The 23,400-nt window shown below is 66.5% G+C and carries 22 protein-coding genes and 3 tRNA genes; 10 read left to right on the top strand and 15 right to left on the bottom strand.

Annotated elements, in window-relative coordinates:
- Nucleotides 1–83 precede the first annotated feature (83 nt).
- The 5 genes from RVX_RS09440 to RVX_RS09420 all read right to left on the bottom strand — a co-directional run bounded on the left by RVX_RS09440 (nt 84) and on the right by RVX_RS09420 (nt 2,770).
- Nucleotides 84–941: a substrate-binding periplasmic protein gene (locus RVX_RS09440; protein ID WP_230404516.1), complete on the bottom strand. Its 858-nt coding sequence runs from the start codon at nt 939–941 to the stop codon at nt 84–86.
- Between the two features lie 200 nt (nt 942–1,141).
- Nucleotides 1,142–1,996: a substrate-binding periplasmic protein gene (locus RVX_RS09435; RefSeq protein ID WP_116305665.1), complete on the bottom strand. Its 855-nt coding sequence runs from the start codon at nt 1,994–1,996 to the stop codon at nt 1,142–1,144.
- 407 nt (nt 1,997–2,403) lie between these two features.
- Nucleotides 2,404–2,480, bottom strand: a tRNA-Arg gene (locus tag RVX_RS09430).
- 77 nt (nt 2,481–2,557) lie between these two features.
- Nucleotides 2,558–2,634 (bottom strand) — tRNA-Arg (locus tag RVX_RS09425).
- Nucleotides 2,635–2,693: 59 nt separating this feature from the next.
- A tRNA-Arg gene (locus tag RVX_RS09420) sits at nt 2,694–2,770 on the bottom strand.
- 295 nt (nt 2,771–3,065) lie between these two features.
- On the opposite strand from RVX_RS09420, the gene RVX_RS09415 reads away from it, so the two are divergent.
- Nucleotides 3,066–3,758 carry a phosphoadenosine phosphosulfate reductase family protein gene (locus tag RVX_RS09415; RefSeq protein ID WP_116305664.1) on the top strand — a complete coding sequence of 231 codons (693 nt, stop codon included), beginning with the start codon at nt 3,066–3,068 and terminating at the stop codon, nt 3,756–3,758.
- Nucleotides 3,759–4,020: 262 nt separating this feature from the next.
- Here the strand turns inward: RVX_RS09415 and RVX_RS09410 are convergent, their stop codons facing one another.
- On the bottom strand, nt 4,021–4,239 hold the full coding sequence (locus RVX_RS09410; protein ID WP_116305663.1) for a dual CXXC motif small (seleno)protein: 219 nt from the start codon (nt 4,237–4,239) through the stop codon (nt 4,021–4,023).
- 314 nt (nt 4,240–4,553) lie between these two features.
- On the opposite strand from RVX_RS09410, the gene RVX_RS09405 reads away from it, so the two are divergent.
- The 4 genes from RVX_RS09405 (at nt 4,554) to RVX_RS09390 (ending at nt 8,233) form a co-directional block, all read left to right on the top strand.
- A complete protein-coding gene (locus RVX_RS09405; protein WP_116305662.1) occupies nt 4,554–5,066 on the top strand; it encodes a ferritin in 513 nt (170 codons plus the stop codon).
- Nucleotides 5,067–5,203: 137 nt separating this feature from the next.
- Nucleotides 5,204–6,892, top strand: a complete 1,689-nt coding sequence (locus tag RVX_RS09400; RefSeq protein ID WP_116305661.1) for a 2-oxoacid:acceptor oxidoreductase subunit alpha — start codon at nt 5,204–5,206, stop codon at nt 6,890–6,892.
- A 57-nt stretch (nt 6,893–6,949) separates the two neighbouring features.
- Nucleotides 6,950–7,801: a 2-oxoacid:ferredoxin oxidoreductase subunit beta gene (locus RVX_RS09395; protein ID WP_116305660.1), complete on the top strand. Its 852-nt coding sequence runs from the start codon at nt 6,950–6,952 to the stop codon at nt 7,799–7,801.
- Between the two features lie 84 nt (nt 7,802–7,885).
- The gene (locus RVX_RS09390) at nt 7,886–8,233 is read left to right on the top strand and encodes a cytoplasmic protein (RefSeq protein ID WP_116305659.1); all 348 of its coding nucleotides are present in this window, start codon (nt 7,886–7,888) and stop codon (nt 8,231–8,233) included.
- Nucleotides 8,234–8,470: 237 nt separating this feature from the next.
- Here RVX_RS09390 and RVX_RS09385 read toward each other — a convergent pair whose 3' ends face one another.
- The 5 genes from RVX_RS09385 to RVX_RS09365 all read right to left on the bottom strand — a co-directional run bounded on the left by RVX_RS09385 (nt 8,471) and on the right by RVX_RS09365 (nt 12,498).
- The gene (locus tag RVX_RS09385; RefSeq protein WP_116305658.1) at nt 8,471–8,962 is read right to left on the bottom strand and encodes a hypothetical protein; all 492 of its coding nucleotides are present in this window, start codon (nt 8,960–8,962) and stop codon (nt 8,471–8,473) included.
- Nucleotides 8,963–9,252: 290 nt separating this feature from the next.
- Entirely contained in the window at nt 9,253–10,236 is a 984-nt protein-coding gene (gene glpX, locus RVX_RS09380; RefSeq protein ID WP_012611343.1) for a class II fructose-bisphosphatase, read from the bottom strand.
- Nucleotides 10,237–10,598: 362 nt separating this feature from the next.
- The gene (gene purU / locus RVX_RS09375; protein WP_116305656.1) at nt 10,599–11,453 is read right to left on the bottom strand and encodes a formyltetrahydrofolate deformylase; all 855 of its coding nucleotides are present in this window, start codon (nt 11,451–11,453) and stop codon (nt 10,599–10,601) included.
- 193 nt (nt 11,454–11,646) lie between these two features.
- A complete protein-coding gene (locus RVX_RS09370; RefSeq protein ID WP_116305655.1) occupies nt 11,647–12,051 on the bottom strand; it encodes a hypothetical protein in 405 nt (134 codons plus the stop codon).
- A 180-nt stretch (nt 12,052–12,231) separates the two neighbouring features.
- On the bottom strand, nt 12,232–12,498 hold the full coding sequence (locus RVX_RS09365) for a hypothetical protein (protein WP_116305654.1): 267 nt from the start codon (nt 12,496–12,498) through the stop codon (nt 12,232–12,234).
- Nucleotides 12,499–13,065: 567 nt separating this feature from the next.
- On the opposite strand from RVX_RS09365, the gene hrpB reads away from it, so the two are divergent.
- The 3 genes from hrpB to RVX_RS09350 all read left to right on the top strand — a co-directional run bounded on the left by hrpB (nt 13,066) and on the right by RVX_RS09350 (nt 17,559).
- Entirely contained in the window at nt 13,066–15,819 is a 2,754-nt protein-coding gene (hrpB, locus tag RVX_RS09360; RefSeq protein WP_116305653.1) for an ATP-dependent helicase HrpB, read from the top strand.
- A gap of 91 nt (nt 15,820–15,910) precedes the next feature.
- Nucleotides 15,911–16,543, top strand: coding sequence for a hypothetical protein (locus RVX_RS09355; protein WP_116305652.1), 633 nt, complete (start codon nt 15,911–15,913; stop codon nt 16,541–16,543).
- 389 nt (nt 16,544–16,932) lie between these two features.
- Complete coding sequence (locus tag RVX_RS09350) at nt 16,933–17,559, top strand: YczE/YyaS/YitT family protein (protein ID WP_230404515.1); 627 nt, start codon at nt 16,933–16,935, stop codon at nt 17,557–17,559.
- A 265-nt stretch (nt 17,560–17,824) separates the two neighbouring features.
- Here the strand turns inward: RVX_RS09350 and RVX_RS09345 are convergent, their stop codons facing one another.
- The 4 genes from RVX_RS09345 to RVX_RS09330 form a co-directional block, all read right to left on the bottom strand.
- Nucleotides 17,825–19,420 (bottom strand): sensor domain-containing diguanylate cyclase, encoded by a 1,596-nt coding sequence (locus tag RVX_RS09345; RefSeq protein WP_116305650.1) that lies wholly within the window; start codon nt 19,418–19,420, stop codon nt 17,825–17,827.
- 1,278 nt (nt 19,421–20,698) lie between these two features.
- Nucleotides 20,699–21,733, bottom strand: a complete 1,035-nt coding sequence (locus tag RVX_RS09340; RefSeq protein ID WP_116305649.1) for a tyrosine-type recombinase/integrase — start codon at nt 21,731–21,733, stop codon at nt 20,699–20,701.
- Nucleotides 21,730–21,972 carry a helix-turn-helix domain-containing protein gene (locus RVX_RS09335; protein ID WP_007521266.1) on the bottom strand — a complete coding sequence of 81 codons (243 nt, stop codon included), beginning with the start codon at nt 21,970–21,972 and terminating at the stop codon, nt 21,730–21,732. The genes RVX_RS09340 and RVX_RS09335 overlap by 4 nt, the downstream gene beginning before the upstream one ends.
- 243 nt (nt 21,973–22,215) lie before the next feature.
- Nucleotides 22,216–22,482, bottom strand: a complete 267-nt coding sequence (locus tag RVX_RS09330; RefSeq protein ID WP_116305648.1) for a hypothetical protein — start codon at nt 22,480–22,482, stop codon at nt 22,216–22,218.
- A gap of 86 nt (nt 22,483–22,568) precedes the next feature.
- On the opposite strand from RVX_RS09330, the gene RVX_RS09325 reads away from it, so the two are divergent.
- Together RVX_RS09325 and RVX_RS09320 are read left to right on the top strand one after the other, a co-directional pair.
- Entirely contained in the window at nt 22,569–22,898 is a 330-nt protein-coding gene (locus tag RVX_RS09325) for a hypothetical protein (protein WP_116306508.1), read from the top strand.
- A complete protein-coding gene (locus RVX_RS09320) occupies nt 22,885–23,361 on the top strand; it encodes a phage regulatory CII family protein (protein ID WP_172596558.1) in 477 nt (158 codons plus the stop codon). Before RVX_RS09325 ends, RVX_RS09320 begins: the two co-directional genes overlap by 14 nt.
- Nucleotides 23,362–23,400: the final 39 nt, after the last annotated feature.

The raw sequence follows: 23,400 nt of genomic DNA, 5'->3' as shown, positions 1-23,400 counted from the left end.
TGCGGCGGTGAGGTGGCGGGCACACGCGCGCGGGCGCTTGGGGGAGGGCGTTTGGCGAAACCTTGGCGCGCGGGCCGGGCGGTTCATTCACGTCGCAGCGACTGCACCAGTTTTTGGTAGCGCGGCGTATCGGCCAGTTCGCGGATGGCGGCCTCAATGCGCAAGGCGGTGGCCTCGTCCACCCCGCGCCCCAGCATCAGGCAGCGTGGTTCGCCCGCTGGGGCGCCCGGCACGGGGCGCAGCACCAACCTGCCGCACAGGTCGGCATGGTCGCGCAGCAGGAGCACGGCCTCTTCGTGCCCCATGAAGGTGAGGTCGTGCGCGCCGTTCGCGATGGAACGCAGCAGTTCTGCGTTCTCCTCGCGTGACCGCGCGGGCGTCGCCCCGGTGCGTTGCAGGGCCTCGGACAGCCAGCGGCCGTAGCCGTATCCATCGCCCAGCACCACGCGCATCCCGCCCGCCAGCAGCGCATCGATGCTGCGCGCAGAGGCGGCTAGCCCCGCATCGGCGCGGCGAACGATGAGCACTGGCGGCAGGGGCTGGTACAGCGGGGTGGGAAAACGGGCGAACTGTTTCCGGTCGTCCGTGCGGTAGTAGCCGGGTGCGCAGGCAAAGGGCGCACCGCTGCGGAAGATGTCGAGAATTTCATTGAAGTCGCTGGTGATCATGCGCGGCTTCAGGCCCGCCCGTTCGAGCACCATTCGCGTCATTTCCACCATGGCGCCGCTTTGCCCCTCGGGGGTGGCCGTGAAGAACGGGGGCCGATGGTAGACGTACACGGCGATTTCGCGTGGTGCGCCCCCAGCCGTGCGGGACGGGGGCGGGGCGGCGTGGCAGGCGGGCTGGAAGGAAATCCACACGACGAGCGGAAGCGCCAGAAGCAGGGGCTGCAGCCAGCGGGCAGGCATTGTCCGCGCGGGGTGGGGATGGGGGGTGTGCATGGCAACCTCGTGGCGTCGTGCGAGACGCCGGATTATCCGCAGATTGCCGCGATGCGCAGCGAGGCTGAATGATTATCACATGCGAGCCGGAGGTCTTGCAGGGCGGGCATCTGCCGCGCCTGGGGGGCGAAGGGGACGGGCGGGACGGCCGTGGGGAGAGCGGCGACGGCGGTCCCGTGTGATCGGGATGGAAAATGTGCTCAAGGGGCGGTCGCGCCGCCCGGCATGTCCCCCGGCATGTCGGGCAGCACGCTGGCAATTGCGTCGTCGATGCGCTGCATGAGCGCTTCGTCCACGCCGCGTCCGCACATCAGGTGCCGGGTCTGGGGGGCCTGTCCGGCCTGTCCGCCGGGTTGGGCAAGGGGAACCAGCACCAGCGCCCGTTGCAGGCGGGGTGACAGGCGCAGCAGTTCCGCGGCCTCCTCCTGTTCCATCAGGGTCATGTCGTAGCGGCCGGAGGCCAGCATTTCCAGCAGGGCCCCGTTGTCGGCGGTACTGCGGTAGATGGGCGCGCGTGACCGGGCCAGGGCCTCGTCGATGGCCCCCCCGTAGGAAAAGCCCCCGCGCAGCACCAGGCGCAACTCGGCCGCGAGCAACGCGGGCAGCTCCTTGCCCCCGCTGGCCCGATGCGCCATGTCGGCGCGCAGCACGGCCACCGGGGGCAGGTTGCGGTAGATGGGCGCGCTGAACCGCGCGAATTCCTCGCGTTCGCGGGTGCGGTACCAGCCGGGGGAGCAGGCGTAGGCGTCTGCGTCCTGTTCCAGGTACATCAGAATGCGTTTGGGCGGCATTTCCGCGACGTGGTAGGGAATCCGCGCGGCGTCAAGCACGCGGCACACGGCGTCGATGAGGAGCCCGCCCGCCTTGTCGTTGGTGAAGGTGTAATATGGCGGACGGTGGAAGGCGATGATGGCCAGTTCCCGTTGGGGGGCTGGGGCCGTCTGCTCCGTTTCCGCGTACGCGGCGGCGGGCAGGGCCAGCAAGCACCAGAGCGCGGCAGCCAGGGCAAGGCCCGCGAACGTGGGAGAGATGGGAGAGGAATGGCTGGCGTGCATGGGCTGTCTTTTCGGGTAGGGCACGCGGATGCTGCCAGGAAATGTGGCAGGACCCGGTGGACGCGTGCCGGAGTATCACCCCATATTCATGTGCCGATGGTAGGCGGCGCGGGGGAGGGAGGTCAAGCGGCAAGGCGCATGCGGCAGCATTGCTCGGTGGGGCATGAACACCAAAGCCCCGGCGGACTGCCGGGGCTTTGCGTGAAGGGGATGACCGCCGGGGAGGACTAGCGTTCCCTCCATCCCCTCTCCGCCTATGTGGCGGCGGGTATGCAGCCAGCTAGATTCTCTGCTGTCGCGGTGGCGCCCCAAAACACATATACATTCTTGCGCGGTCTCCGCTGCCTGTCAAGATACGGCATGCAACGCAAAAGCCCCCGGAGCGGGGCTCCGGGGGCTTGCTTGCATGGCGCGCCAGGAAGGATTCGAACCTCCGACCTACAGGTTCGTAGCCTGTTGCTCTATCCAGCTGGGCTACTGGCGCGCAAGGTGTGCTGTTTCGCGGGCTTGCGCCCGCCACGGAAGCGACTGCCGTGGCGCATGGTCCGGTGCATGCAAGAGTGGCGCGCCAGGAAGGATTCGAACCTCCGACCTACAGGTTCGTAGCCTGTTGCTCTATCCAGCTGGGCTACTGGCGCGTGTCTCCGGAACACTACCGGAAAGGCTGGCATTATCCTGCCAAATCCGGATTTTTTGCTGGCGCGCCAGGAAGGATTCGAACCTCCGACCTACAGGTTCGTAGCCTGTTGCTCTATCCAGCTGGGCTACTGGCGCAGCGAGAGAAGGCATATATGCCCGATGGGGTCGGATCGTCAAGCGATTTCGTGCGGGCGCATGCACTTCTTTTCTGGGACGGCGGCAGGTTGCCCGCCTGGCCGCGCCGTATGCGGCCAGACCAGCACCAAACCAGCACCTGCCTCGCATAGGTCCACATCAGAGACATGTGGATGCGGGGGCATGGCCACGTCCGTCGGGATATCTTGTCCTTGCCACGCGCTGGCTACGGTTGCCCAGGCCTTGTGAAAGGGATAGACCGTCCCTCTCCGGCCCAGCCGGATGGAGGATGTCAATGAGTCTTGATGCCAAGATTGACGGTGCGCGCCAACTGCTGCGCGAGGTGCTGGCCCAGCACGGGCCGGACCGCGTGGCCGTTGCCTGGACTGGCGGCAAGGATTCCACCCTGGCGCTGGCCCTGTGGCGCGACGTGCTGCACCGGGATGCCCCCGGCGCGACGCCGCTGGCCCTGAACCTGGACACGGGCTGCAAGTTTCCGGAGGTGCTGGTCTTTCGGGACGGACTGGCGGCCCGCTGGGGCGTTGATCTGCGCATCGCCCGCCCCCGCGTCGCGCCCGGCTATGCCGTGGCGGTGGACCGGGCCGCCTGCTGTCGCGACCTGAAGGTGCTTCCGCTGCTGCGCGCCCTGCGCGAACTGGACGCGGCCGTGCTGCTCACCGGCATTCGCCGCGACGAGCATCCCGACCGGGCGGAGCGCCCGGCGCGCGAACCGGTGGCCGACCCGCCCCACCTGCGCGTGCACCCCGTGCTGGAATTCACCGAGATGGACGTGTGGGCCGCCACCATGCAGCTTGGCCTGCCCCATTGCGAACTGTACGACCGGGGCTACCGTTCGCTGGGCTGCGTGCCGTGCACCATGCCGCCGGATGCCGTGGCGGGCGGGGCCGAGGGCGGCGGCGAACGGGCCGGGCGGGCCGCCGACAAGGAGGCGATGCTGGCCTCGTTGCACGCCCTGGGCTATTTCTGACGGCAGGATGCAGGGGGCAGCGCCCGTGCGTTGCCCCCCCCCCGTTGATGTGCCCTTTCCCGTCTTCTGCTCCGTCATTCGGCCCGCCTTTCGCCTAGCCATCCGGCCAGTCAGCCAGCCGGTCATCCGCCCCCCCTCGCGCCGTCATTGCCTGCGGCCGTTTTTCCTGCTGGTCATCCGCCGCGCACGCGAAAGGGGACGGAAGCCTCGTGGCCTCCGTCCCCTTTCGCGTCGCTGCCTGCGCAAACGCGTCTGCCCGTCCTTACGTCCGGTCGCAGTACACGTTTTCCATGAACGACTCCAGCGCGTCGTCCATCTGGGCCACGTATTCGCCCACACCGTGGGTGGTGCGGCAGGTTTCGCAGCGCAGGAACACCTCGTGGCAGGTGCGTTCCACGCGCAGCGCGGTGCCGCAGGCGCGGCAGGGAATGGTGGTCTGGGCGGCCCGGGCGTGCCCGAAGCCATAACTCATGCTGTACATGTGGTCTCCTTGCGGCGCGGCCAGGACGTGGTGCTGTGGGACGTGGCGTCCGTGTGGACGGCGGCGGGGCGGTCCCGCACGTCGTGCCGCGCAGGCGGGGGCATACCGCATCGCGCCGGTGCGGGCAATCCCTTTCCGGCCATCCCCTTGCGCAAACCCGCCCTTCGTGTACTATGGTAAGTACTGCCGGATATTGCGTGAACCGGTGTCGGGCGGATTCGATCGCCCGGCCCGGCCGTGTTATTCCCGTCCCGGCCGCATCAGGCGGGACTGCGCGTTCCGGCGGATATCCGCCCATTCCCAAGGAGACCACGATGCTTTCCGAACGCATGAATCAGGCCCTGAACGATCAGGTGAAGTGGGAAATGTACTCCAGCTACCTGTACCTCTCCATGTCCGCCTACTTCGCGGACATGGGGCTTGCCGGGTTCGCCAACTGGATGCGGGTGCAGGCGCAGGAAGAACTGTTCCACGCCATGAAGTTCTATGATTTCATCAACGAACGCGGCGGCCGGGTGATCCTGCAACCCATCGACGCGCCCCCCGCCACGTGGGGCGGCTCGCTCGACGTCATCCAGAAGACCCTGGAGCACGAGCGGCACGTCACCGCGCGCATCAACGACCTTGTCAACGTGGCCATCGAAGAGCGCGACCACGCCACCAACATCTTCCTGCAATGGTTCGTCACCGAGCAGGTGGAGGAAGAGGACGGCGTGAACGACCTGCTGAACAAGCTGCGGCTCATCAATGGCGAAGGGCAGGGCGTGCTGATGCTGGACAAGGATCTGGCGGCGCGGGTGTTCACCATGCCTGCCGCCCCTGCCTAGACGCGAACGACATCAGGGCGGGCGAACCGGCGGGGCTCCTCCCAGGGGAGGCCCCGGACCGGTCGCCCGCCTGCGCATGCCCCCCCGTGCGCGGAGCGGAACAACGGAGAGACGGCACACAAGCAAGGAGGTGCGGCGTGAGCCACACGGGCAGAAACATCGTCATCGGCGGCGAGGCCGGGCAGGGTCTGGTCACCATCGGCCAGATGCTGACCAGGGCTCTGATCCGCAGCGGCTACGAGGTCGTGGTGTCGCAGGACTACATGTCCCGCGTGCGCGGCGGCCACAACACCTACAGCATCCGTGTGCACGACGCGCCCATCGCCGCCCCGGCGGAGGCCATGGACGTGCTGGTGGCCCTGAATCAGGAAACCGTCAGCCTGCACAAGGGAGATATGGCGGAAGGCGGCATCATCATCCTGGACGCGGCGCTGGACCCCGAAGGCGCAAGGGCCGTACCCGTGCCGTTCAAGGATGTGGCCCCCCGCCCCATCTTCGAGAACGTGGCCGCGCTGGGCGTGCTGGGATCGTTGCTGGGCGTGGACAGGCCCACCATGGAAGGGCTGGTGCGCGAGACCTTCGGCAAGAAGGGCGACGAGGTTGTCGGCCAGAACATGAAGGTGCTGGACGACGCCTGGAAATGGGCGGAAGCCCACCGCGCAAGCTGCGCCGCGCTGCCCACGCCCAAGGGACCCAAGGGCCGCATGATGCTGCACGGCAACGAGGCCATCGCCCTCGGCGCGCTGGCGGCAGGCGTCAAGTTCTGCTCGTTCTACCCAATGACCCCGGCCACCTCGGTGGCGCAGGAACTCATTTCCAAGGGGCGCAAGCTGGGCGTGGTGGTGGAACAGGCCGAAGACGAGATAGCCGCCATGAACATGGCCCTCGGGGCCACCTATGCCGGGGCCAGGGCGCTGGTGCCCACGTCCGGGGGCGGTTTTGCGCTGATGACCGAAGGCGTCAGCCTTGCGGGCGTCATGGAGGCCCCGGTGGTCATCGTGCTGGCCCAGCGGCCCGGCCCGGCCACCGGCCTGCCTACCCGCACTGAACAAGCAGACCTGAACCTGGCCCTGTACGCGGGGCACGGCGAATTTCCCCGCGCCATCCTGGCCCCGGCCACCATCGAGGACTGCTTTCATCTCACCCACGCGGCCTTCGACCTGACCGAGCGCTTCCAGACGCCGGTCTTCGTGCTGACCGACCAGTACCTGTCCGATTCGTACCGGGCGGTGACGCCCTTCGACCTTGATGCGCTGCCCCCGGTGGCCGAGCCGGACTTTTCACCGGGCGGCGGGCCGAAGTTCAAGCGTTACAAGCGGTATGAGCTGACCGAAAGCGGCGTCTCGCCGCGCAAGGTGCCCGGCTTCACCGAAACCCTGGTGCTGGCCGACTGTCACGAGCACACCGAGCAGGGCAACATCACCGAGGACGCTGGCCTGCGCAACGCCATGAATGACAAGCGGTTGCGCAAGGGAGAAGGGCTGCGCAAGCTGTGCATTCCCCCCCGTGTCATCGGCGATGCCAAGCCCGATCTGCTGCTGGTCTGCTGGGGTTCCAGCGAGGGGCCGGTGGCGGAAGCGGCAGAATTGCTGCGCGCCAAGGGGCGCACGGTGGGCGTCATGAGCTTTACCCAGGTCTGGCCGCTGGACCCCGCGCAGTTCCTGCCCGCCTTGCAGGCTGCCGGGGAAGTGGTGTGCGTGGAAGGCAACGCCACGGGCCAGTTCGCCCGCCTGCTGCGGCAGGAGACCGGGTTCGAGGCGCGCACGCTGCTGCGCTATGACGGGCGCATCTTCACGCCCAAGTGGCTTGCGGAGCGCCTCGGCTAGGGCACCCCGGCCTTTTTCCCGCGGGTGGCTCGGACAACCGAATTTCCAGGAGCGATCATGGATATCGAAGTCTACGGCGAATACAAGCATACCTCGTGGTGCCCCGGCTGCGGCAACCACGACGTGATGAAGGCAGTGCGGCAGGCGCTGGCCGGGCTGGACCTTGCCCCCAACAAGGTGGCGCACGTTTCCGGCATCGGGCAGGCGGCCAAGGCCCCGCACTACATCGACCTTAACGGCTTCAACGGCCTGCATGGGCGCGGCCTGCCCCCGGCGCAGGCCATCAAGCTGTGCAACCCGGAGCTGACCGTCATCGCCCAGAGCGGCGACGGCTGCAACTACGGCGAGGGCGGCAACCACTTTCTGGCGGCCATCCGCCGCAACGTGGACATGACCCTGCTGGTGCACGACAACCAGATATACGGGTTGACCAAGGGCCAGGCCAGCCCCACCACCATGGAAGGGCAGGTCACCAAAAGCCAGCCCGATGGGGTGCGCAACGCGCCGTTCAACCCCATTTCCGTGGCCGTGGCCATGAAGTGCTCGTTCGTGGCGCGTTCGTTCTCGGGCAACACCGCGCACCTGGTGAAGATGATCCAGCTGGCCATCCAGCACAAGGGCTTCGCGCTGGTGGACCTGTTCTCTCCGTGCGTGTCGTTCAACAAGGTCAACACCTTCGGCTGGTACAAGCAACGCTGCCAGGAACTGCCGGAGGATTACGACCCCACCGACTGGGCTGCCGCCATGCAGGTGGCGCAGGAGTTTGGCGAGCGTATTCCCATCGGGGTCATCTACCGCAACGACAGGCCTTCACTGGACGGCAGCCTGCCGGTTTTGCAAAAGGGGCCGTTGGGCCGCCAGCCAGTGGACCGGGACGGGTTGCGGGCATTGATGCAGTCCTACACGTAGCAGCAGTTTCGAGATTGTCTTTTCGGCCGTTGGGCTGGTGGCCGATGCGCCACCGGCCCGCGGGATACGCAAGGGAGGAGTGCCATGCACAAGGTCGTGCTGTATGCCATTCAGGGCGAGGTGCCCTGCTTCGTGCATGTGATGCTGAACGCGCTGGACATGCACGAGCGAGGTTGGGACGTGCGCGTGGTGGTGGAGGGCCAGGCCATCAAGACTGTGCCCGTGGTGGCGGGCTCCGGGCACACCATGCGCCCGCTGTTCGAGAAGGCGCGCGATGCCGGGCTGTTCGCCGGGGCCTGCAAGGCCTGCGCTTCCATCCAGCGCGTTGCCGAAGAAGTCCAGGCCACCGGGCTGGAGCTTATCGGCGACATGAGTGGCCACCCGGCCATGGGCGAATGGATTGAACGGGGCTACACGGTGATCACCATGTAGCCCCCCCTGTGCGTCCCTGTGCCGGGGAATGTGGTGCGGACGCGCGTCTGTCCTGTCAGGGCAGCCGGGCCGTATGCGTGACGCGCCCCGTCGGATGGTGTTCCGGCGGGGCGCGGTGCGTTGTCCTGGAGAGGGGGCTTCGACGGCACGCTTCGGGGCGTGATGGAGCCTGACGGGGAAAGGGGTGCCCCTTGTTCAGGTTCGGGAGACCGGGGGGAGCAGTGCGAGGCCGCCCCGCTATTCGCCCAGCACGGCGCGCAGCAGCGAACTCAACTGGCGGCGCACCAATTCCGTCTCGGCCCCGGTCACCTGGGGCATGTCGGCGGGGCGGTTGGGTCCGGCCAGGGCGTCGCCTTCCTCTATGTCGGCCAGCGCCGCGGCAGCGCGGCCCATGATGCAGAAGAACCGGTCCGGCTTCCAACCCATGCGTTCCACCTCCGCAGCGGCGGCGGGGCTGTACGCGAAGCCGGGCAGGCCGTTCGCGTCCACGGCGGGGTGGGGCGCATCCCCAAGGTCGGTGGTGCGTTTGGTCCAGTCGCGGAAGCGGGGAAAGTCGTCGATGAAGCGGGTCAGCTCGGCGCTGTCGAAGGGGGGCTGATCGTAGAAGCCCGCCGCGCGGGCCTGCGGCGCGGCCAGCAGAAGCAGCGCAAGGCAGATACAGGCGACCGGCATCACAAGGATGGCGCGGGTACGCAGGCAGACGGGGCGGGACGAAGGCGAGGCGGGCATGGATATCCTCGGGTTGCGGTGTAGGGGGAGCGCCAGCGGTGTGCGGGCGCGCCCCGGATGCACCAACCTGTCTACAGGCGGGGGCGGCGAAAGGAAAGCCCGGCGGGGGACCGGACGATGATGGCGGTTGCGGCGTGCGCCGCGCGTGCCGACGGGCCGCAGGTCCGGCCGTTCATCACGTCGGTGCGGGAACGAAACGGCCGGTGCGTTGCCGCACCGGCCGGATGGAACAGATGGAACATGGGGGGGCGCATCGCCCGAAAGCGGGCGTCATGCGGTGTTGCCCGTGGCTAGTCGTACTTCACCGAGCTGATCTTCATCAGGCGGTCCCAGTTGTGGTACGATTCGATGTAGCGGATGGTGCCGGTCTTGCCGCGAATGACCACCGAATGGGTGATGGCGCCCACACCGGTGTACTGCACCCCGCGCAGGAAGGTGCCGCCCGAAATGCCCGTGGCGGCAAAGAACACCTCGTCGCTGCGTACCAGGGTATCCACGGTGTGGATTTCGCGCAGGTCAAGGCCCGCGTCGTGCAGGGCTTCCTTTTCGGGGTACGACTGCGGGTCCAGGCGGGCCAGCATCTGGCCGCCCACGCCCTTGATGGCGCAGGCCGCCAGCACGCCCTCGGGGGTGCCGCCGGTGCCCATCATCACGTCCACTTCAGAGCGCGGGTCCACGGCCATCAGCGCACCGGCCACGTCGCCGTCGGTGTGCAGCTGGATGCGCGCGCCCGATTCGCGGATGCGCTGGATGAGCTTTTCGTGGCGCGGCTTGTCCAGCACGAACACCACCAGGTCGTCCACGTCCTTGCCCAGCGCTTTTGCGATCTTCTGCAGATTTTCCTTCACCGGGGCGTCGATGTCGATGACGTCGCGCGCGGCGGGGCCAACCACCAGCTTCTGCATGTAGAAGCTGGGGCCGGGGTTGTACATGGTGCCCGCGGGGGCCACGCCCACCACGGAAATGGCGTTGGGGCGGCCATAGGCCAGCAGTTTGGTGCCTTCCACCGGGTCCACGGCCACGTCGATGGCTGGGCCGCGACCAGTGCCCACCTTCTCGCCGTTGTGCAGCATGGGGGCGTGGTCCTTCTCGCCTTCGCCGATGATCACGTGGCCAGCCACGTTCAGCGAATTGAAGGACAGGCGCATGGCGTCAACGGCAGCGCCGTCGCCCGCGTCGTTGTTGCCCTTGCCCAGCCAGCGGGCGGAGGCCAGCGCGGCGGCTTCGGTGACGCGCACGAGATCGAGGGCGAGATTCTTTTGCGGGGCTTCCATCAACGGTCCTCCAGTGGGGTGGTGCTTCTTGCTTCGGAAACGCGACGCGCCGCGTGAACCCGTGCGGCACAGGGCCGTGCGGGGCGCGGGCGCGGGCTGCCTCCGGCGGTCGGAGGGGCGGCCCGGCAGGGCGACGAAGAGTGCGCGCCGTGCGTCCGGTGGGGACTCTAGCGCAGCCCCTTGGCGGCTTCAAGACAAAACACGGGCCGTTGCGAGGCGGCGAGCGGTTGTGCGTCTTTTGAGGCGCGCCGGGGTAGAGGCACGGCGTGCGCCGCATGAGGCGGCGGAACGGAAACGCGCCCGGAAGCAGAAGACTTCCGGGCGCGTTGCGCACAGGGGGGCGGTATCCGGAGACGGCGCGTCTACCGGAACACCACGGTCTTGCTGCCGTTCAGCAGCACCCGGTGTTCGATGTGAAAGCGCACCGCCCGCGCAAGGGCCAGACATTCCACGTCGCGGCCCACGGCCACGAGGTCGTTCGGCATGTGCGAATGGTCCACCCGCGCCACTTCCTGCTCGATGATCGGCCCTTCGTCCAGGTTCTCGGTCACGTAGTGGGCGGTGGCGCCGATCAGCTTCACGCCGCGCGCAAAGGCCTGGTGGTAGGGGGACGCGCCCTTGAAGCTGGGCAGGAAGGAGTGGTGGATGTTGATCACCCGCCCCTTGAACCGCGCGCAGAATTCCGGCGAAAGGATTTGCATGTACCGGGCCAGCACCACGAGGTCGATGGACTGTTCCTCGATGATCTTGGCGATGCGCTCTTCCTGCTCTGCCTTGTTTTCCTTGGAAATGGGCAGGTAGTGGAAGGGGATGTCGTGCATCTCGGCGATGCGCTGGAAGTCCTGATGGTTCGAGACGATGGCCGGGATGGTGGCGTTCAGCGCGCCCGTCTCGCAGCGGAACATGATGTCGTTCAGGCAGTGCCCGAAGCGCGAGACCAGCACCAGGATGCGTGCGGTGCTGCCCGCGTCGAACAGTTGCCACTGCATGTCGAAGGTGGCGGCGACCCCGGCGAACAGCCGTTCCAGTTCGGGGCGGCCGGGGCCGTCGTCGGGCATTTCGAAATGGATGCGCAGGAAGAAGCGCTTGCTTTCGCGGTCGCCGAACTGGGCGCTGTCCAGGATGTTGCAGCGCTGCACGGCGAGAAAGGTGGAGACCGTGGCCACGATGCCGATGCGGTCGGGGCAGGAGATGGTCAATATGTACGGAGAGGCCATGCGTGGTCCTTGTGCGACGGGGCCCGGCGCGCGGGCGTGATGCGGTTTGGTCTCCTGCGGCTGCGGTGGCTGGTCATGTGGTGTGATGGGTTGCCTTACGACAGAACCGCGCGCGCTTCAACAGTATTGAAGGGGCACGCGCGGTCGCGAGGCTGTGGAGCGACAGGGAGAGGAGGGCGGTGCGGCGACGCGCCTACAGGCAGGTGCCTATGCCGTCCATGTAGAAGCGGGTGACCTGCGGCAGGCTGGCGCGGTCACCTTCGCGGCGGCGGGCCCAGCGGCGGCGGAACATGCGCACGGCCTTGCGGAACCGGCCCGATTCGAAGCCCAGCATGTTGAGCGCCATGAGGGCGTCGTCGATGGTCAGGCGGCCCTTGTCGATGAAGGCGTCAAGCTGGCGGCACACGGCGTAGAAGCACTGCACCCGCCGCGAGGGCGAGAAGAACCCGATGGAGGGCATGCGCGAGCGCAGGGCGTCCACGGCCTCGCGCAGGGCGTCGAAGTCGTCGATGCTGCGGATGACCTCGTGCATGGGCATGCACTTGCGGTTCAGGAATTCGGCGAATTCATTCAGGGTGCCGAAGCGACGGCTGGACATGGCGCACCTCCGGCCAGTGAAGGCCCGCGATGGTGGAAGAGAGAAAAATACCTTGCGCCATTTGCCGACAAAGGACAAGTACTGGCCGTCCACCATACGCGGCGGCAAGCTCGGTGGCATGCGCGTGCGGCGGTGAAGGAAAAGGGAGAGGCCGGGCACGCTGCCCGGCCCCGTGCGGCGCTACTGGTTCTGGCTCTTCGCTGTCTTGGTGGTTTTCGCGGCCTTTGCGGTCTTGTCCGCCTTGGCGACCTTGATCTGCTTCTTGGCGGCCACCTGCTGGGTGTTCTTTTTCTTTACGGCCACTTTCTTGGTGGCTTTTTTCTTTTGTTGCGCCTGTTGGTTTTCGATGGTCTGGGGCTTCTTCACCGTGGCGGTGTGGCCGACGGCGGGCAGGGCCAGAAACGACACGCACAGGGCGACGAGAAGGGCTTTGGTCAGGGTCTTCATGGTATGCAGCCTCCTGCAGGGGTTTGTTTGCGCCTTCTCTGCGCTCATGGCTGCAAAAGTCAATCAGAAAAACTCGACATTGTGCGAGACTGTGGATGTGCGGGGGGTAAAACTGGAAGAATTCAACAAACAAGGCCCTCATGAAGGGCCATCATATGGTTGTTTGCATGATGGTATGGTTCAATTTTCTTGCTTGATTTTCAAACTATATGTGTAAAAAATTGCACGCTGATGGTGTTGCATGCTGCAGATGCCCCTTGTGCTGCGAAATGACGCTGGTGCACGCTGGGGCAGTTGTTGCGTCGTGGCGTGACGCCGGGCCATGCCGTGTTTGCGCCATCAGGTTCGGCCGTATGTGTTCGCATGTGCCCGGAGGTGTCCGTATGCGTTTGGATGCGTTTGGATGCGTGGATGCCCCTGCTGCGCGGCGTTCTCTGCCATGATGTCTGGCGTTGGCGTGCGCGTTGCCATCACGTGCGCTTTTCCATAGCCTGACGCCGCACCGGTCGCCCGCGCGCCTGCGCGCCGCCAGCCGTGTCTTTCCGCCACCCGAAACCCCACGGAACCATGCCCGCATCCCATCCGCCCGGCGCTCCGGCGCATCTCCCCGTCCATCCCCTCGTCCACTTGCTGGCATCCGGCACTGCGCTGCCGGGCGGCCAATCGCTGCCTGTCGATGCGGAACTGCCGTGCCTGCTGGAGGTGCTGGCCAACGAGACGCGCGTGGTATTGCAGGCCCCGCCCGGCGCGGGCAAGACCACCCGCGTGCCTCTGGCCCTGCTGGCGGCCCCGTGGCTGGCCGGGCGCAAGGTGGTGCTGCTGGAGCCCCGCCGTCTCGCCGCGCGCGCTGCGGCCCGGCGCATGGCGGCCACTCTGGGCGAGGCGGTGGGCGAAACCGTGGGCTACCGCATGCGCCTGGACACCCGCGTGGGGCCGCGCACCCGCGTGGAGGTGGTCACCGAGGGCGTGCTGACGCGCATGCTCCAGACCGACCCGGAACTGGCCGACGCGGGGTGCGTGATTTTCGACGAATTCCACGAGCGCAGCCTGCACGCGGACCTCGGTCTGGCCCTGTGTCTGGATTGTCAGGACGGGCTGCGGCCCGACCTGCGACTGGTGGTCATGTCCGCCACGCTGGATTCTGGCCCCGTGGCCGAACTGCTGGGCAACTGCCCGGTCATCGAAAGCGCGGGCCGCGCCTTCCCGGTGGAAACCCGCCATCTGCCGCCCGCGCGGGGCTGGCTGCCCTACGACACCACCCCGCCCGGCGTGCTGGAAGACGCTGTGGCCGACGCCGTGCGCCGCGCCCTGCACGAAGATGCGGGCAGCGTGCTGGTGTTCCTGCCGGGTGCGGGCGAAATCCGCCGCACGGCGGAGCGATTGCAGGGCCTTGCCGCCACGCCGCACGGCCCGGTGGCCGTGCACGCCCTGTACGGCGATCTCGCCCCCGACGTGCAGGACGCGGCCATCGCCCCCGCGCCGCCGGGCACGCGCAAGGTGGTGCTGGCCACGGCCATCGCCGAGACCAGCCTGACCATCGACGGCGTGCGCGTGGTCATCGACGCGGGCCTTGCCCGCGTGCCGCGCTTCGACCCGCGTTCCGGCATGTCGCGGCTGATCACGGAGCGTGTTTCGCGCGCGGCGGCGGACCAGCGCACGGGGCGCGCCGGGCGCACCGGGCCGGGGGTGTGCTGGCGGCTGTGGCGCGAGGGAGAGGAGGCCGCGCTGCGCCCCTTTGCCCGGCCGGAAATTCTCGACGCGGATCTTGCCCCGCTGCTGCTGGAACTGGCCCTGTGGGGCGTGCCGGATGCTTCGGCCCTGCGCTGGCTGGATGCGCCGCCGCAGGCCAACCTCGCGCAGGCGCGCGAACTGTTGGCCTTGCTGGGCGCGCTGGACGCCGCCGGTCGCATGACGCCGCACGGGCGGCGGGTGTCGGCGCTGCCGCTGCACCCGCGCCTTGCGCACATGGTGGTGCGCGCCCAAGAACTGGGCCTTGGATCCACGGCCTGCTGCGTGGCGGCCCTGCTGGAAGAGCGCGACCCGTTTCGCGATGCGGGCACGGATTTGCGGGTGCGGGTGGCGTTGTTGGCGGGCGACGGCCGGAACGCGGCCAACGGCCCCATGCTGGCCCGGCTGCGCGAGGCCGCCCGGCAGGTGGCCCGGCTGGCGGACGTTGCCTGGCCCGGCGATGCCGACGGAAAGGCGCGCCAGAGCGGCCGTGGCGCGGGGCCGAGCACGGGGCCGGACACCCGGCCCGACCCGGAAGCCGCTGGCGAGGTGCTGGCCCTGGCCTATCCCGACAGGGTGGCCGAGGCGCGGGGGCAGGGGCAGTTTCGCCTGGCCTGCGGGCGGGGCGCCTTCCTGCCGCCGGAAGACCCGCTGGCCCGCGAACCGTTTCTGGCCGTGGCCGACATGGACGGCGAGGCCGCGCGCGGGCGCATCCGCCGTTGCGCGCCGCTGACGCGCGAACACATCGCGGAGGCGTTCGCCGCATCCATCGTCACAGGGGCCTTCGTGGTCTGGGATGACCGGGCCGAGGCCGTGGCCGCGCGGCGGCAGCGGCGCATGGGCGCGCTGGTGCTGGATGACGCCCCCCATGACGCGGCGGACACCGAGGCCGTGACTGCGGCCGTGGTGGCCGGCGTCCGCTCCAGCGGGCTGCATTGCCTGCCCTGGACGCCTGAACTGGAACAGTGGCGGGCGCGGGTGGCCTTTCTGCGCGGGCTGGAAGCGGAAGGGGGCGAGGCGGCGGAAGGCGGATGGCCGGACGTTTCAGACGCGGCCCTGCTGGCCGGGCTGGAACACTGGCTTGCCCCGTATCTGTCGGGCATTACCCGGCGCGCGCAGTTTTCGCGCATCGACCTCGCGGGCGCGCTGGCGGCCATGCTGCCGTGGGAACTGTCCCGCAGGCTGGATGCCGAGGCCCCAGAGCGCATCGAGGCCCCGTCCGGCTCGCAGGTGCTGGTGGACTACGCGGCGGAGGGCGGCCCGGTGCTGGCCGTGAAGCTGCAGGAAATGTTCGGCGCGCGCGAAACGCCCCGCGTGGGCGGCGGGCGCGTGCCCGTGGTGGTGCACCTGCTGTCGCCCGCCGGGCGGCCGTTGCAGGTCACGCGCGACCTCGCCGGGTTCTGGCGCACCGGCTACCCTGCGGTGCGGGCGGAAATGCGCGGCCGCTACCCCAAGCATCCCTGGCCAGAAGACCCCCTGTCCGCGCCGCCCACACGGCTGACCACCCGGCGCATGCAGCAGGCGGCCGCGTCTGGCGGCGGGCTGCCGGACCGGAGCGGCAACGGCGGAAAGGGCGGAAGCGGCCGTCGGTAAGCGTGGGTGGGGGCAATGCGCCCCTTGCGCCATGCCCCGGTTTGCCTAACGGGGCGCGGGTCTGCTATCGCCGGAAAAAAGGAGACGCACGATGATGCATACACGCCATGCGCTGGCCGTGGCGACCCCACTGGTGGCCCTTTTGCTGGCCGCGCTGCTGGCGGGCGGCTGCGCCCCCAAGCGGTCCATCACCGGCATTCCCGACGGGGGCACGCAAGAGGCGCGCCCCGCGCCGCAGGCCGAACCGCAGCGGCCCCGCACCGTCACCCTGTCCACGCCGTATGATTCCAAGGAAGCGCGCCGCAAGCTGGCCCCCGGCAGGAACACCGTCCGGGGCACGGCCACGGCCAGGCTGCCCGGCGGCGAGGTAAAGACCTGCGCGGGCAAGCCGGTGACGCTGGTGCCCGTCACGGCCTATTCCAGCGAGCGCATGTTCGCCCTCTACGGCAGTGACGACAAGGGCACCCTGCGCCTGGGGCAGGGCGCGGCCCCGCCGCCGGTCATCACTAACGACGACCCGCAATACCTCGCCGACCATCCGCAGACCGTGTGCACCGACAGCGGCGCGTTCGTCTTCAAGGACATCGCCGACGGGCAGTTCTTCATCGTCACCGGGTTCGCGTGGCAAGCCGCCGACGGAAAGCCCCAGGGCGTGGGCCTGATGCAGCGGGTTTCCGTGTCCGGCGGGCAGACCAGAAAGATCGAGATGAAACCGAAGCCGTAGTCAGGGGCTGGGGCGGATTGCCCGCGTGCCCGCTGCCTTGCGCCTGTCCGCACATCCTGCGGGGTGCTGCTGTGCGGCCCTGCGTCTGGCGCTCCGCCGCCTGGCTTGACATTGCCTTGTTTGCAACTTCTCCCGAAAGGTGGGAAGTTGCCTCTCCGGCAACACCCGCTGGTGCCTGTTTCCGGCCAGGAGGGCGCGTCCGCGCGTCCCCCGGCCGTTTTTTCTTTGCCCGGACCTGGCCAGCATGCGCCCCTTGGCAGTGGCAGGATATCCATCGGAGACCCTGCTGGACGCAACGCCCTGGCCGGTGTGCCGCCCGGCGGCGCGCCCTGGGGGCGCCGCCGCTACAACAAGAAATGGTGGAAATACCAATGAATCGCCCGAACGCTATGAAAAGGTACCTGTTTTTCGGATTTTCCCTGTTCCTGTGCGCCCTCGGCATCGCCCTGGTCACCAATGCCCGGCTGGGCACCACGCCCATCACCAGCGTGCCCTACGTGCTGGCGCTGCTTTCCGGGCTGTCGCTGGGCATGCTGACCCTGCTGGTGAACATCGTGTTCGTTGCCCTGCAAATGCTGGTGATGCGCGAGGGGCTTTCGCGCAAATACCTGGTGCAGATGCCGGTGGTCATGGTGTTCAGCGTGTTCATCGACATCGCCATGGCCCTGACCAAATCGCTGCCCATGGATGGGTACCCGCTGCAAATGACGGCCGTGCTGGTGGGCAGCGCGCTGCTGGGACTGGGCATCGCCTTCGAGATCGTCTGCCAGGTGGGCATACTGCCCGGCGAGGGGCTGGTGGTGGCCATCGCGTACAAGACCCGGCTGATGGTGGGCAACGTGAAGACGCTGTTCGACTGCGGGCACGTGGTGGCGGCGGTCATCCTGAGCCTGATCTTCGCGGGCTCCATCCTGGGGCTGCGCGAGGGCACGGTGGTTTCCGCGCTGCTGGTGGGCAATTTCGTGCGACTCAGCGGGCCGCTGGCCCAACGGGCCACGCGGCTGTGGGAGGCGTGAGGGGCTGGGGAGGAACGATACTCGCAAGCATGCCCATATCGTGAAGCGGGTTGCGCTTTTTAGCGCAACCCGCTGTTTTCATATCCATTGGCATCAGGGATGATGGAACGCGGCGGCAACGGGGCAGGGTCTTGCGAAAATGTCCCGCCTTCGCGACGCGAGATGACAAACAGCGTCACGCTGGCGTGGGGCATGGTGTCTTTCGGCGGGGAAATGTCGGGTAGAGCATCCTTCAGGGGAGAACTGATCCGCCTGTCGTCGTGGGTTACAAGTGGTGCTTGCAACTCATCGTGGCGTCTTCGGCGCGCCATTGCTCCACGCGGTTTCTGCCATTGTTCTTGGCCTTGTACAGGGCGCAATCGGCCTTGCTTATCACGTCATCCAGCGGGGTGGTGCTGCTGTCGCAACTGGCGCTGACAGGGGCAACGCCGATGCTGATGGTCATGGTAAACGTGTGCCCGTCGTGGGTGATGGGCGTTCTTTCCACGTCGGCCCGGATTCGCTCGGCAAGCACCATGGCCTGCCCGGTGGGGGTGTGCGAGGCGATGACGGTGAATTCCTCTCCGCCCAGGCGGGCGGCGAAGTCCGCCTTGCGGATGTTGCGCATGATGATGGCGCTGGCCGTCTGCAAGGCCACATCGCCCGTGGGGTGTCCGTAAGTGTCGTTGACGCGCTTGAAATGGTCCAGATCAAGGACAAGACAGGAACACTCGGCCCCGCTGCGCCGACACATTTCAATGATGCGCGCACCTTCCTTTTGCAGGCTGCGCCGGTTGCCAAGGCCGGTGAGCGGGTCCGTGGACGTGTAGATTTCCAGTTCTTCCACGTAACGGATCAATCTTTCTGACATCTTGCAGAAGTTGTCGTACAGGGTGGCGATTTCCACGGGGGTCTTGTTGGTGTCGATGAGGATGCATTCGGCGTCGTACTGTCCTTCAAGCATTCTTGTCGAAAGGGCGGAGATGGTCTTTACCGGACCCAGAACGCCGGAGGAGAACCGCCGGATGTAGGGCAGCAGGGCAACCATGGTGCCAAGTGACGCAACGGCAAGCACCAGCAGCATTCTTTCCATGCCGCCAAGAATTTCGGCAACGGGCCTTTCCATGACCACAAGCCATTCGCCGTCCTTGACCGGCATGCAGGCGCCGATGACCCGCGCGTTGTCGGTGTTTTTGTATATCTGCGGGGTGTCCGTTTCGCCATCGGCTGGCGGGATGATCTTCGCGGTGCCTGCTTCCATGTCCGCAAGGGGAAGCCTGGTGCGCGAATCCAGAAGGAAGGGCCTCCATGAATTGCTGCTGTAAGAAAGGGAGAACGTCTGGAGAATGGTGTTGATACTGATTGCGCCCGCCAGAACTCCGGAGAAATCCCCCGCTTCATTTCGCACGGGGTGCGCAACGATGATGATGTATTCTCCGGAAAACCTGCTTTTGAGAGGTGACGTAATGGTTGCAAGCCCGTTGCGGGCCCGTGCAAAATATTCACGATCGGCAACATTGCCTCGTGCATGTTCGCGTGCACTTGTGTTGACATTTCCTGCCGTGTCGAAAAGCAGAAGGCTTTTGAAGTCCGCATGCGATTTTAGGAAGGATTCAAAAAAATCGCTGGTGAATTTGGGGTCCTTCAGCAGTGCGGAGGGGATGGAGGCGACATGCTCAATGTCGCCAGCACGATGCCCAAGCCATACGTTTATGGAATCTTTCGTATAGCTCGTTGCAGTGTGTATGTCGTGGTACGCTGCGTTGATATTGGCTTGTCGGATTATGGCGTAGAAAGCAATACATGACGCAAGCAGCGGTAGGGCCAGCAGGACCGCCGTGTAGGCGCGCAGTTTGCCTTCTATCGTTGAAAGGCTGGGCATGCGGGCGTCCTTTGTGTTTCAGCAGGGGCTTGGGCATTGCCGAGTGTACGTCTCTCGCCACGGTAAAGCAAACGGGAACTCGTGTTTGTTGGGGGGGAGGCGATATCGGGCGCTCTCGCAGCGAGGTGGACTCTCACCTGGATGTAATATGCTCTTGATTCGTGGTGTGAGTACTTTTGTAGGAGGCTATTATGCCCCGGACGGCTGCGTGGTGTCGAGATTTTTAAAAATAATGTTACCATGTCGGTATGTTGTCTATAGGGTGTGATACTCGGTGGGTCACACTCCCCTCTGGGCCGGTGGCTTGGCAGCTTTCCCCCGCTTGCTGGGCCGCGATTGCGGTCAGGCTCCACATCACCTCCTCGAGGTGGATGCCTGGCTGCAGGCGGTCCGCTCCCGTGTGGGAGCGGACCGCATCAGGCACGTCCCCGATGCCATGTTGCCGGTTGGGCTTGGTTGTATCTGGAGGCATTCGCGGGATTTCTTGCTGCTTTTCCTGTCCTTCCGAGCCGCTGTGGCGGCAAAGATGGAGCGGCCAGGTGTGCGGTTGGGGTGGCTGGGGCACTGTCGCCGTGGAGCATCAGGCAGAAGTTTCGCATACGCATGGAGCGGCTCACCCCAAAATCCGGAGTGGCCGCAAGAGTCTTGTTTCGGCCTGGGTATCGTACGCATTGCCCACAAGCGAATTTTTTACATACGGAGCGCGGGAGGGAGCTTTTTCGGGTTATGCGGAGAGCTTTTTGGGCAAGCGCCACAACAGTATCCTGCGGCCCCTGGGCCCTTGGCCCGCCCGGCGAAAGCAGCAGCCTGGAAAAATCACGCCTCGTCGTTAGCGTTGGAGCCGTACGGGTTCAATGTGCCGCCGGGCTGCCGGTGCAACGCCCCGGGGTGCCTTGCGCTGATTCAGGTCTCCCAAGTCCGGCTCATTGTCGTCCCCCCCCATTTTCAGAGCCGTATACGGCGTTTACGGTTGTGTCTTGGCGTTGAGCCGTAGGCAACACGCAGAACAAAAAGATTTTCTGGGAAGTTTTTGGTGGTGGTGGGGCGACTTTCGCCGCAGGGTAGCAATAGGGTAGCAAAGAATAAGGGTCTGCCAGCATACTGTGCTGGCAGACCCTTGTTTTCATGGTCGGAACGACTGGATTCGAACCAGCGACCCCCTGCTCCCAAGAGAAAGGGTGGGGGGATAAGTGGTTGATTTTGTGTAATCCGGGGTGGCGGTTAGGGTGTCTGTAGCTGGCGGATTCCGCCCCCTGTATGCCCTACGTGTATGCCCCACTACTCAGGAGTGGAAATTGGGGGCCGGGTGCGGATGGCCCGATTCATTTCGCCTTTGAGCACGTGGTAATAGTGCTTCTGGGTGGTGGTGATGTTCGAGTGCCCCAGGATCTTCGACACCGCCGCCAGGTCGGCCCCGTTGGCCAGCATGGTCGAGGCGAACAGGTGGCGGATGTCGTACATGCGCACCGGGTAGGGGATGCCCGCGCGCTGCGCCGCCCGCGCCAGCCCCTTGTTCACTCGGGTGACGGGGTGCCCCTTGTACTCGATCACGTACTCGCCCTGCAGTTCCGCCCGCATCTGCGCCAGCCTGTCGCGGAATTGCGGCGTGATGGGCACCAGCCGGTCTGCGTCGTGGGTCTTGGTTCCCTTCACGTGGATGCGGCACTGCTCGAAGTCCACGTCGGCCCAGCGGATGGCGAACAGCTCCGTCACGCCGGGCCTCGTGCCCAGCTCCCATTCCACTTCGATGGCCCACTGAAGGTGCGGCGCGGCGTGCTTCATGATCTTGCCGAGGTCCGGCAGGGTCAGGCGCATGTCGTGGCGTGGTTCCTTGGTCTTGCGCCATTTGGCCAGCGGGTTGTTGGTCGTGTGGCCGTGCTCGACGGCGAAGCGGAACAGCGCCTTCAGGTAGCCCAGATAGCGTTGCCGTGTGGCCAGCTTGCGGTGCCCCCACGTCTTGTCCACGAAGGCGATCACGTCCGCGTAGGTGATGGCGTCCAGCGGCAGCTGCGTCAGCCCTGGCAGGACGTAGTTGTTCATGAGCAGCGCGAAGTCGTGCAGCCACCGTTGCGAAGCGCCGCGCGTCTTGCGCTCCACCACGTAGATCTGCGCCACGGTGTCCAGGTAGGTCTTTCCGGGGGCGACGACGGGCTCCTGCCCGCGCGTCTTGTCCAGCTTGATCTCGGCATCGCGGATGCGCGCCTGGCGCTCGCCCAGCGGCCCCTTGGGAAAGTATTCCCGGCGAGGGGTACGCTCGCCGGGAATACGATACTGCACGAACCACGTGCCGTTGGGTTTCTTGTGGACGCTCATATCCGGATGGGCGTGAATCCTTCGCGCGTGCGGGGGCGGGGCGTAGGCGCTTGCGACACGAACACGCGCGGGTTTTCCATGAAGGCGTCCAGATCGACGATGCGGAACCGGTTCAGCCGGGGGCCACGGCGCGGGATTGCCCCCTCGCGGGCGTAGATGCTGAAGCGCTTCACGCTGTAGCCCAGGTACGCGGCGGCCTGTTTGGTGTTGAGGTAGCCGGGCGGCATGTCGGCGGGCATGGGGCCTCCGTCATGCGCGGCGCGCCAAATGGGCGCGCTGCCGGTCGTGCCGTTCCGGCGCGTTGGCCGAGACGAATGCGGCGGGCATCGCCGCCGTGACGATGATGTTCCGGGCGGGCGGTTCGCCGCCGAAGGGGCGAACTGCGGGGGAAGAAAGCACATGTGATGGCATAGGCACCTCCTTGGAGGCGCAATGCTAGGATATGAAATCCTCTATATCAAGAAAAATTAGGATGCGTAATCCTAGATTAACCCTCGCGCTTTCGCTTCCTGGGTGAACTGCCAGATCATGGTGGGGAAATCCATGCCCAGAAGTTCCGCCATTCGGTATGCCTCGGCAAGAAGGATGCGCCGGGGGCGCGTGGCGTCGCGGCAACTGCGCCACAGGCGGGAACCCGACTCTTCACCGAAGATGCGCCGACCAAACTCGGAGTGCGACAGGTCCGAGTTTTCGACCCTTTCCGCGACCAGCGCGACCAGCGCGCGTTCAAAGGCGACTGAATTTTCCATCCGCTTTTCATACAGGACATCTAATCCTATCGACAGAGGGGAATATCTCTTGACGGAATAGGATTTAAAATCCTATGTCGTCAGACATGAAAGCAACCGAACTTCTCCTCAGTCGTATGGTCCGGCGGCATGGGAACTACTCCGCCACGGCCCGAGCCCTCGGGCTGATCCCGCGCTGCCTGCGCCGCACCCGGCGCGCCTCGAACACCCCAACCCGGCGCATCATCGTGCTGGCCGGCAAGCTGTACGTCCTGCGCGAGCTGTTGTCGCAGCTCCGCGCTGCGGGCGCAGTCACGGACGATGATCTGCGCTCGGCATGGGAGGCCATGTCCTCTTCGGAAACCCCTAGCCCCAAACCCGCGCCGCGCGCCACGTCGGTGTCCAAACTCGGGAGGCGGCACAATGCCAGCGCCTGACGCCTACCCCTTGCATCACCTGGACGCCGTGGACGCCTTCAAGCTGGCCGTGGAGCAAAGCGGCCTGCCCCTTCCCGAAATTGCCAAGCGCATGGGCTGGTCCATGCCGCAAGCGCGGCGGGTGTTCTCCGCCGAAAAGTACTTCCCCTCGTTCCCCGACCTGCCCCGGTTCTGCATCGCGGTGGGCAACCTGACCGTGGTGCATTGGCTGCTGGCCAAGGCCACCCCCGACGAGCAGGCCCAACCCCACGCCCCCCTCGACTGCGCCTCGCTGCTGCTGCGCGTGGCCGACCTCTTCACGGAGGTTGGCCACGTGGCGGAGGAAGCCTGCCGCGCCGCGTCCGATGACCGGTTGCAGGTCACGGAACTGCGCCGCCTGCTGAAGGAACTGGCCGACGTGCTCGAACGCGGCATGGCCCTTGTGGGCGACCTGCGCCAGATGGAGCGCATGGCCGATGCCTAGCCCCTGCTGCCCCAGAACCCCGCAGGAAGCGGGCTGCGC

The sequence above is a fragment of the Nitratidesulfovibrio sp. HK-II genome, assembly GCF_003402415.2.
GTDB lineage: Bacteria > Desulfobacterota > Desulfovibrionia > Desulfovibrionales > Desulfovibrionaceae > Cupidesulfovibrio.
Note: the sequence above shows the minus strand (reverse complement) of the source record. Positions and strands in the feature narration are given on the sequence as shown.